Genomic DNA, 7,993 nt, shown 5'->3' on the forward strand with positions numbered 1-7,993 from the left:
CCGGAGAGTAGCTTAAATCCCGCCAGATCCTGTCCAAGGATCGGGGAGCATCTCAGTTCACTACGTTCGTCGGCCTCGTCGACAAGATGACCGACCTCGTGAAGGCCATGCTCCGGGGCCGCAGGGAGCGCGCAGCAGGAACGACGGATCGGGAGATCGGGATTGTCCGGCGGACCCGGATGATGGACCGGGTCGATCCCGGATGCTTCGACGCGCTCGGCTATGCCGCCCGCCGCGCGCCCGGCGATCCGGCCCGGCAACGCGAGATTGTCGCCGAATACGCCCGCCAGCTGCGCGACCAACAGGCCGGCCTGAACGACCTCACCATCGGCGAATACCTCGACGCGCGGGAGGCGTATAACCGCCTCGGGCGAAGTGGCATCAGCGATGGGGTGGCGCAGGAGGCCGCTCGAAGAGGATTACGCGGTGAAATCGAAGAAAGTGTCCGAGGAAGCCTGGAGGCTCAAGGTATGGGAAGCAATCGTGCAAGAGTCGAAGCGAGCCGTCGTGCACGCGAGATCATGTCCAACCTTGCCGCCCTGCACGATCCCGACATGATCGCGGGCGGTGCGGACCGTATCCGCCGTGTCGGCGACAGTGGCGTGAATTCGTCCATTGGCGGGGGATGGGGAAGCCATGAGCGACCGACGAGCAGGATCGCCCGAATTGATGCCGCGGCGGAGCGGGCGGCGGCCGATCCGTCGATCGGTCGCATGAATACAAAGCTCGAACCTTGTAGAGGTAGAGGCCGATGACAGAAGCGAAAGAACTAGAGGACTTCGAAGAAGTTTTTGGTTTGCCTACTAACGTGTCTTCAGCGCCAAACGATGTGATCGGCCGCCTGTCCAAGATCGCGCCCGAAGCGATGTGCGACTACTGGCACCGCTTCGGCTTCTCGGTGTTCCAGGACGGCTGGTTCCAGTTGGTGAACCCGGAGACCTATGCCCCCGCGCTCGAAGCATGGCTGAAAGGCACCGACCTGGAAGGAGCGGACGATTATATCGCCGTGACCCGGACTGCCTTGGGGGAGGTCAGTGTTTGGGGGCGGAAGACCGGCTACGGCTTCTCGATATCCGTGATGAGCGATGGGCTTATACTCAAGCGAAAGAACAATGCTGTGGGTATTGCAAAAGGGCAGGCCAACAAGTGGGGCGAAAGTCTTTTGTGGGGCTGTGGGCTTCTTGATTACGGCACACCGGACTTGGACGATGACGACATTTATATTCGTCTCTTCCTCGCCGCCAAAGCCCGCCTCGGCCCACTCGGTCCCGACCAGATGTATGGCTTCGTCCCGGCGCTCCCGCTGGGTGGCGAGATCGACGCGGACAACCTTCAGATCGTGTCCGCGCCCGAGCATCTGACGATGCTCGCAGGCATCAGCGAGCGGCCCGTCCTGACCTTCGACGACCTCGTGAAGCGCGCCTTTGGCGCGGACGCGGTCGAGGGTGCGAACAAGATGCTTGATGACATGAGCTGACGCCAGTGCATGTTCCACAGGGTGCGACTTTAAGGAACAGCCGGACGGAACGGAACAGCTGTTGCAATAGCGTCCCTGCCGCCCTCGAAACACTCTCATAGGCAGGTCTAAAACCTAAAGAAACACCATACTGCGTTTGCGTCACGTTCCGCAAAAGCCGCCATTCGTGCGAGGTGCAGCATCAGGGAAATTCGGTTCCTTACGGACCTTTGCTGCGTCAGTTGTAAATGTCCGCTGCATTGACGGAAAGGCACGAGCTTCGAACGACCTCTGGCTCATTCATCGTGTTCGGCGGCTCGCCAGTCAGCGAGGCCGCCAAGCTTCTGAGCCAGACGGGCGCGAACTTTACCCGCATTGCCAAAAACCCACCAGACGCGCTGCCAGCCTCGTCCACGACCGGCTCGGCGATAGGCGGCCGATTTAAGGGTCATATCCCTATAAGAACCCGTAAGATTTTGACCCTTAAATCCCGCGCGGGCAAACGCGAGTTCCGCCTGATTTTCGGTTCCGAACAGATCAGGATGCATCCTCACCGCATCCATAGGGCTGTCCACCGCAATCCCGTCGAGCAGCATGCGCTGGAAGATATCCGGTTTCAAGTTGTCCCAGTCGACAACGACGTCGTAGATGAGCGGCAGCGCGAGGTCGGCCAGAACATGCACCTCCAGCTGGGTCCCGGCCGTGCGATTCACGCCGCGCCCGCGACCGATGCACTGGATCACCTCGTCGTCGCAGATCTCCGCCCGGACGGTCTCGCCGAGGTCGTCCTCGTGCCGCGTGACGCGCACGGCTCGCGTGGTGCTGTCCCGCATCCGGACGCCCTCCGTCGACCAGCCATACTCACCTTTCGGCATTCGCCCGAACAGGGCGGCCGCGGGCGCCGCGAGAGCCCCGCTTGGTGGCAGCGGACGACCGATCACAATCAGCGCGGAGACATCTCCGAAGACATCAAGCCCCGCCGTGGCGTTGAAATGCGCCGTCACCACTCCCGGGATGTCTTCGAACTCTTTCTTGATCGCCTTGTACGCTACGACGAGGGTTCGCTCCGGTGCCGTTCTCAGTGCCTGCCAGCGTACGTAGTCCACGCAGTCCGCGAGTCGCCGCGTGCGGCGCGCTCGCTCTTCGGGAGACGCGCGGTCGTCCGGCCCGATCGCGCCTTTGCCGAAGCGGCCCGCAACGAGGTGCACCGACATGTGGGGCTGCGCGGCCTCGGCGGTGCGGATCTTCATCCCCGGCAGAATGCGATTGATGAGCTCCGGGCGCAGGGTCGCGCGCCTGGCCGCGCTGAAGACCACATCGACGCCGGAACTGAAGGCGCAGTGGCGCGACCTGTTCGACAGCGAACCGCCGTCGTTCAACCGCCGCTACCTGGAGAGCCGACTGGCCTACCGCATCCAGGAGCTGGCTTATGGCGGCCTGAAGCCCGAGATGGTGCGCCGGCTGGAACGGCTGGGCGAGGAGCTCGACGGTGGTGACAAGAAGAAGCGCGGCATTCGCCTCGACCGTGAACGCCCCATCTCCGGCACGCGGCTGCTGCGCGAGTGGCAGGGCGTGGAGCATGTGGTCACCGTCACCGCGGACGGCTTCGACTGGCAGGGGCGACCCTACAAGTCGCTGTCCGCTATCGCGCGCGCGATCACCGGGACGCGCTGGAATGGCTGGGTGTTCTTTGGCCTCAAGAACCGGAGAGCGCGGACATGACAAAGGCCCCTGCGAAATTAGGAATGATCCGGAAGCAGCGCTGCGCGATCTACACGCGCAAGTCCTCCGAAGAAGGACTCGAGCAGGAATTCAACAGCCTCCACGCCCAGCGCGAGGCCTGCGAGGCGTTCATCGCCAGTCAGCGCTCCGAGGGCTGGGTGCTGGTGCGTGATCAGTATGACGATGGCGGCATCTCGGGCGGAACGTTGGAGCGACCGGGGCTGCAGCGGCTGCTGGAGGACATCGAGGACGGGCTGGTCGACGTGGTGGTGGTCTACAAGATCGACCGCCTCAGCCGCTCGCTCGCCGACTTCGCAAAGCTGGTGGAGGTATTCGACCGCAACGGCGTGACCTTCGTCTCGGTCACGCAGTCATTCAACACCACTACGTCCATGGGCCGGCTGACGCTGAACATCCTGCTCTCGTTCGCCCAGTTCGAGCGCGAGGTCACGGCCGAACGCATCCGCGACAAGGTCGCCGCCAGCCGCAAGAAGGGGATGTGGATGGGCGGGGTGCCGCCCTACGGCTACCGCGTCGAGAACCGGAAGCTGGTCGTTGATGACGAAGGCGCCGAGCATGTCCGCTGGATCTTCGCCCGCTTCCTCGAGATCGGCTCGGGCACGGAACTGGCACGCGAGGTCGCGAAGCGCGGCATCCGCACGCCGCGCGGCAATAGGATCGACAAGAAGTACCTCTACCGGATGCTCAACAACCGCGCCTATATCGGCGAGGCGGTCCACAAGGGCGAGAGCTATCCCGGCGAGCACGATGCCATCATCGACCGCGAGACGTGGGACCGTGTCCATTCCATCCTGCAAGAAAGCCCCCGCAAGCGCGCCGCCCGCACTCGCGCCGATACGCCCGCGCTGCTCAAAGGCTTGCTCTACGGCCCCGATGGCGCGGCGTTCTCGCCGACCCACACTCGGAAAGGCGGCAAGCTCTACCGCTACTATGTCAGCCAGACCGTACTGAAGCATGGCGCCGGGTCCTGTCCCGTCGGCCGTGTGCCCGCAGGAGAAATCGAAGCGGCAGTCATCTCGACCAGCTTCGCACCGTCTTCCGCCAACCCGAGATAGTGGCTGGCACATGGAAGGCAGCGCGCGCCCACGCCGACGACATCACCGAGGCCGATGCGCGCACGGCCCTGCAGCAGCTCGACCCGTTATGGGACGAACTCTTCCCCGCCGAACAGGCGCGCATCGTGGCGCTGCTGGTTGAACGGGTCGACATCAGTACGGACGGCCTGAACGTTCGGTTACGCGTTGACGGCCTTAGCGGCCTCGCCCGCGAGATGCTGGCTGGCGGCATCGAGGCGGCCGCATGACCAGCAGGACGCAGATCCCGGACACCGTGACGCTCTACGTGCCGTTCCGGGTCGTGAAGCGTGTCGGGCGGAAAGAGATGCAGCTGCCAGACGGTGCCGTGCAGCCGCGCCGGACAGACAGCACCCTCGTCAAAGCGCTGGCCCGTGCGTTCCGATGGAAGCGGATGCTTGAGTCGGGCGAGTACGCCACCATCGCCGAACTGGCCGAGCGCGAGGGCATCACATCCTCTTATATGACGCGCGTCCTGCGCCTGACGCTACTTGCGCCCGAGATCGTGGAGGCAATACTGGAAGGGAAGCAGGGGCCGGAGGTGACGCTGGTGCGCGTGCTGGAGTGCCGCGGTGCGCTTGATTTTTCATGATCTAGCATATCCGCTTTTGGTTCGTCAGCGGCTCGCTTCTGGCGAAGAGCAATGTCCGTCAGAGAGTTCCAGAAGCAGAGGACCGTACCTGCTATGACCTGAGAGGCTTCGATGCCAGACGCGCCAGGCCCAATCGCGACCCCAATCCAAGCACTTTCGAAGGCTAGTATTTTTTGTTGTTGTTCAACTACTCGAAGGGAATTCACCAAATCCACGCAGTCATGAGGTCCGGAGAATGCCGACCCCGAGAGACCGCTTCCGGGCCACTTGCCACCGGGGCCAGTGCTCAGCCCCGCCTACATAACCCTCTAGTACAACGAGAAAATCCGGCCGCAGCTGGATCGGGAGAACGCTTGTCCGAAGGCAAGTGGCGGAGAGACAGTCCGCTTTGGATTTCTTGTAAGATTTTGTTATAAATGAAATATTGAAAGTGTCGACGGGTTTATTACCACGTTTTCTACCACTATAGTCACGGAGCAGCGGCGAGTTCGCCGGGCCATGGTCGGAACGTGCGCACTTCATCGGCCGATTGAATGGCTCTACCGAGCACTGTTCGACCCTGATCAAGGGTGGTCAGCTACCTCAGCTACACCCGAGTATACCCATCCGCGACGCGCGGCTTGCCATGGTGGGGGAGCCGGAAGTCATCGCGCTGCCGGGCCATTCCGCGGGTCAGATCGGGCTGGCCTTCAGCCTTGCCGACGGGCGCACGGCCTGGATCGCCGGGGACGTGGCGATGAATCTCGTCGGCCTCCGCGAGCCCATCCTCTACGAGGATCGCGCCGAAGGCCTCGCCTCTATAAGAACTCTCACCGATCGTCTGCGCGACGGCGATCTGCTCTGCCTGGGTCATGGACGGCCGATCACAGTCGGTGAGGCTGCTCGCAGGCGACTACGCGTCCTAGGCGTCCCACCGATCCGGGAGAAGGTGGCAGGCCCAGGAACTCGCCGATCGAGTTCCGACGAAGTCGCGTAGCACCAAGGCGCTTTCGGCCAACGGCGGTTTGCCGCAACGCTCGGGGTACCCGCCCGGAGCCTATCGGGGGACGCAGCGCGGACCAAGGTGCTGAAACAGCTCCTATTTAATATATTTTAGAGCAATGCCATCGGCCGGGCTGTCTGTCCCTCACTCGAAGCCGGCTAGCACCGTCTTCCCCACCGCTTTCCCGCTCTCCTGATGCGCGTGCGCCCTGCGCAGGTTGGCAGCGGAAATCATGCCGCCGTCGCGGTTCATGGTCGAGACGATCCGTCCTTCGTCTATGAGGTCGGCCACGCGGGACAGCAGGCGGTGCTGTTCGACCATGTCGGGTGTTTCGAAAGCCGAGCGCGTGAACATGAACGCCCAGTGCAGCGTCAACGCCTTGGGCTTGAGCAGTTTGACGTCCAGCGTCTCCGGATCGTCGATCAGCGCGATGGTCCCGCGCGGAGCGACCAGCTCCGTCAGCGCGGTCCAGTGCTGGTCCGTCGCCGTCAGCGAGGCCACGTAGCGCGGCACCAGTCCGGGCGCGCCGAGCTGCGCCTTCATGTCCGCGCGGTGATCGATCACGTGATGGGCGCCCATGCGCAGGCACCAGTCCCGCGTCTCGTCGCGCGACGCGGTCGCCACCACCGTCAGATCGGTCAGGGCGCGGGCGATCTGGATCAGGACCGAGCCCACCCCACCGGCGCCGCCGACGACCAACAGCGTCTCGCCCTCACCCGCGCCCTGCGAAACGCGCATCCCGTCGAACAGGATCTCCCACGCGGTGATGGCCGTCAACGGGAGCGCGGCGGCTTGCGCGTGGCCGAGGGATGCAGGCTTGCGCCCCACGATCCGCTCGTCGACCACGTGCCGCTCTGCGTTGGTGCCGGGCCGATCCAGGGCGCCTGCGTAGAACACCGCGTCGCCCGGCGCGAAGAGCGTGACCTCCGGGCCCACCGCCCGCACGGTGCCGGACGCGTCCCAGCCCAGCACCTTGTGGCCCGCCTCCGGGGCCATGCGGGCGCGTACCTTCACGTCCACCGGGTTCACCGACACGGCCGCCACGTCCACGAGAAGGTCGTGAGGGCCGAGATCGGCCTCGGTCGACGCGGGAAGGGCGACGTCCTCCAAGGACGCCTCGTCCTCGATGGGCAGGGACCGGGCATAGCCCACGGCGCGCATCCGGGGGGTCGGTGTGGCCGCGTCCGGGGCTCCGGCGTGGGACGCGCTCATGCCACCCGCTCCATCTCCGTGACCGTGAAGGACGCCACGGCGCCCTCGGTCGCGGCGAGGTAGGACGCGATGTGGGGCGCGGCCATGTGCGCCTGCCAGAGGTCGCGGTCTTCCCACGTCTCGTAGAAGAAGAAATGCCGTCCGTCTTCATGAGCGCGGTGCAGGTCGTATTGCAGGCAACCGGCCTCGGCGCGCGTGGGCGCGACCAGCTTGGCCAGTTCGGCGTGGACGAGGTCCTCGCGGCCGGCCTCAGCGCGGATGTCGGCGATAATTGTGAGGGGCATCGGTACGTCTCCCTTTGTGCTTCGTTGCAGTCTGGGGAAACGTGGCGTACGACCTTATAACGAACAAGTACGCATCATTTGGTCAGGTAGGTACACGATGGATACCACTACCGCGCGGGAGACCCCCGCACTCGACACGCTCGATGCCGACCGCGCCTGCCGGTTCGAGCGCTACGACTGTTCCGACGGCTGCCCGGTTGAGGCGGCGCTCGAACAGATCGGGGGCAAGTGGAAGGGGCTCGCCCTCTACCACCTCGCGGCCGGCACCAAGCGGTTCAACGAACTCAAGAGGCTCTGCGGGACGGTCACGCAGCGGATGCTGACCAAGCAGCTGCGCGAGTTGGAGGCGGACGGGCTTATCAGCCGCACCGTCCATCCCGTCGTGCCGCCGCACGTGGACTACGCGCTGACGGCCAAGGGCGAGGCGCTGGTGCCAGTGCTGACGGCGTTGCGGACGTGGGGGATAGCGCATGCGAGGCAGCACGAAGCGGAGTAAGTCTTCCCGGCAGGGCGTTCAGTCGCTCGGGTCACGAACGGTACGGTGTGGGCCATCGCGAACGGCACGAGAGCGCCGATCTAGCGTCACGACATCTCCTCCCGCGCTTTCGCGGGCGTCACCCCGAAGCGCGCCTTGAACGCCCGCGTCAGGTG

At 64.4% G+C, this 7,993-nt stretch carries 9 protein-coding genes and 1 pseudogene; 6 read left to right on the forward strand and 4 right to left on the reverse strand.

Going from position 1 to position 7,993, the window contains the following annotated elements; translation table 11 throughout:
- The first annotated feature begins 179 nt into the window (after positions 1-179).
- On the forward strand, positions 180-755 hold the full coding sequence (locus jaqu_RS08110) for a polymorphic toxin type 15 domain-containing protein (protein ID WP_161793842.1): 576 nt from the start codon (positions 180-182) through the stop codon (positions 753-755).
- Complete coding sequence (locus tag jaqu_RS08115) at positions 752-1,477, forward strand: GAD-like domain-containing protein (protein WP_084629569.1); 726 nt, start codon at positions 752-754, stop codon at positions 1,475-1,477. Before jaqu_RS08110 ends, jaqu_RS08115 begins: the two co-directional genes overlap by 4 nt.
- 275 nt (positions 1,478-1,752) lie before the next feature.
- Here the strand turns inward: jaqu_RS08115 and jaqu_RS08120 are convergent, their stop codons facing one another.
- The gene (locus jaqu_RS08120) at positions 1,753-2,706 is read right to left on the reverse strand and encodes a hypothetical protein (protein WP_089268459.1); all 954 of its coding nucleotides are present in this window, start codon (positions 2,704-2,706) and stop codon (positions 1,753-1,755) included.
- Positions 2,707-2,725: 19 nt separating this feature from the next.
- Here jaqu_RS08120 and jaqu_RS08125 point away from each other — a divergent pair, with 19 nt between their 5' ends.
- The 3 genes and pseudogenes from jaqu_RS08125 (at position 2,726) to jaqu_RS08135 (ending at position 4,864) form a co-directional block, all read left to right on the forward strand.
- A complete protein-coding gene (locus jaqu_RS08125; protein ID WP_043918473.1) occupies positions 2,726-3,178 on the forward strand; it encodes a DUF2924 domain-containing protein in 453 nt (150 codons plus the stop codon).
- Positions 3,175-4,502, forward strand: a pseudogene (locus jaqu_RS08130) (recombinase family protein). Before jaqu_RS08125 ends, jaqu_RS08130 begins: the two are co-directional and overlap by 4 nt.
- Positions 4,499-4,864 carry a hypothetical protein gene (locus tag jaqu_RS08135; RefSeq protein ID WP_043918474.1) on the forward strand — a complete coding sequence of 122 codons (366 nt, stop codon included), beginning with the start codon at positions 4,499-4,501 and terminating at the stop codon, positions 4,862-4,864. The pseudogene jaqu_RS08130 and the gene jaqu_RS08135 overlap by 4 nt, the downstream one beginning before the upstream one ends.
- A 586-nt stretch (positions 4,865-5,450) precedes the next feature.
- Here the strand turns inward: jaqu_RS08135 and jaqu_RS08140 are convergent.
- The 3 genes from jaqu_RS08140 to jaqu_RS08150 all read right to left on the reverse strand — a co-directional run bounded on the left by jaqu_RS08140 (position 5,451) and on the right by jaqu_RS08150 (position 7,342).
- Complete coding sequence (locus tag jaqu_RS08140) at positions 5,451-5,717, reverse strand: hypothetical protein (RefSeq protein WP_043918475.1); 267 nt, start codon at positions 5,715-5,717, stop codon at positions 5,451-5,453.
- 273 nt (positions 5,718-5,990) lie between these two features.
- Positions 5,991-7,058 carry a zinc-binding alcohol dehydrogenase family protein gene (locus jaqu_RS08145; RefSeq protein ID WP_236687818.1) on the reverse strand — a complete coding sequence of 356 codons (1,068 nt, stop codon included), beginning with the start codon at positions 7,056-7,058 and terminating at the stop codon, positions 5,991-5,993.
- Positions 7,055-7,342 carry a putative quinol monooxygenase gene (locus jaqu_RS08150; protein WP_043918477.1) on the reverse strand — a complete coding sequence of 96 codons (288 nt, stop codon included), beginning with the start codon at positions 7,340-7,342 and terminating at the stop codon, positions 7,055-7,057. The genes jaqu_RS08145 and jaqu_RS08150 overlap by 4 nt, the downstream gene beginning before the upstream one ends.
- 97 nt (positions 7,343-7,439) lie before the next feature.
- On the opposite strand from jaqu_RS08150, the gene jaqu_RS08155 reads away from it, so the two are divergent.
- The gene (locus jaqu_RS08155) at positions 7,440-7,838 is read left to right on the forward strand and encodes a winged helix-turn-helix transcriptional regulator (RefSeq protein ID WP_043918478.1); all 399 of its coding nucleotides are present in this window, start codon (positions 7,440-7,442) and stop codon (positions 7,836-7,838) included.
- Positions 7,839-7,993 lie beyond the last annotated feature (155 nt).

This window comes from Jannaschia aquimarina (assembly GCF_000877395.1).
Lineage (GTDB): Bacteria > Pseudomonadota > Alphaproteobacteria > Rhodobacterales > Rhodobacteraceae > Jannaschia > Jannaschia aquimarina.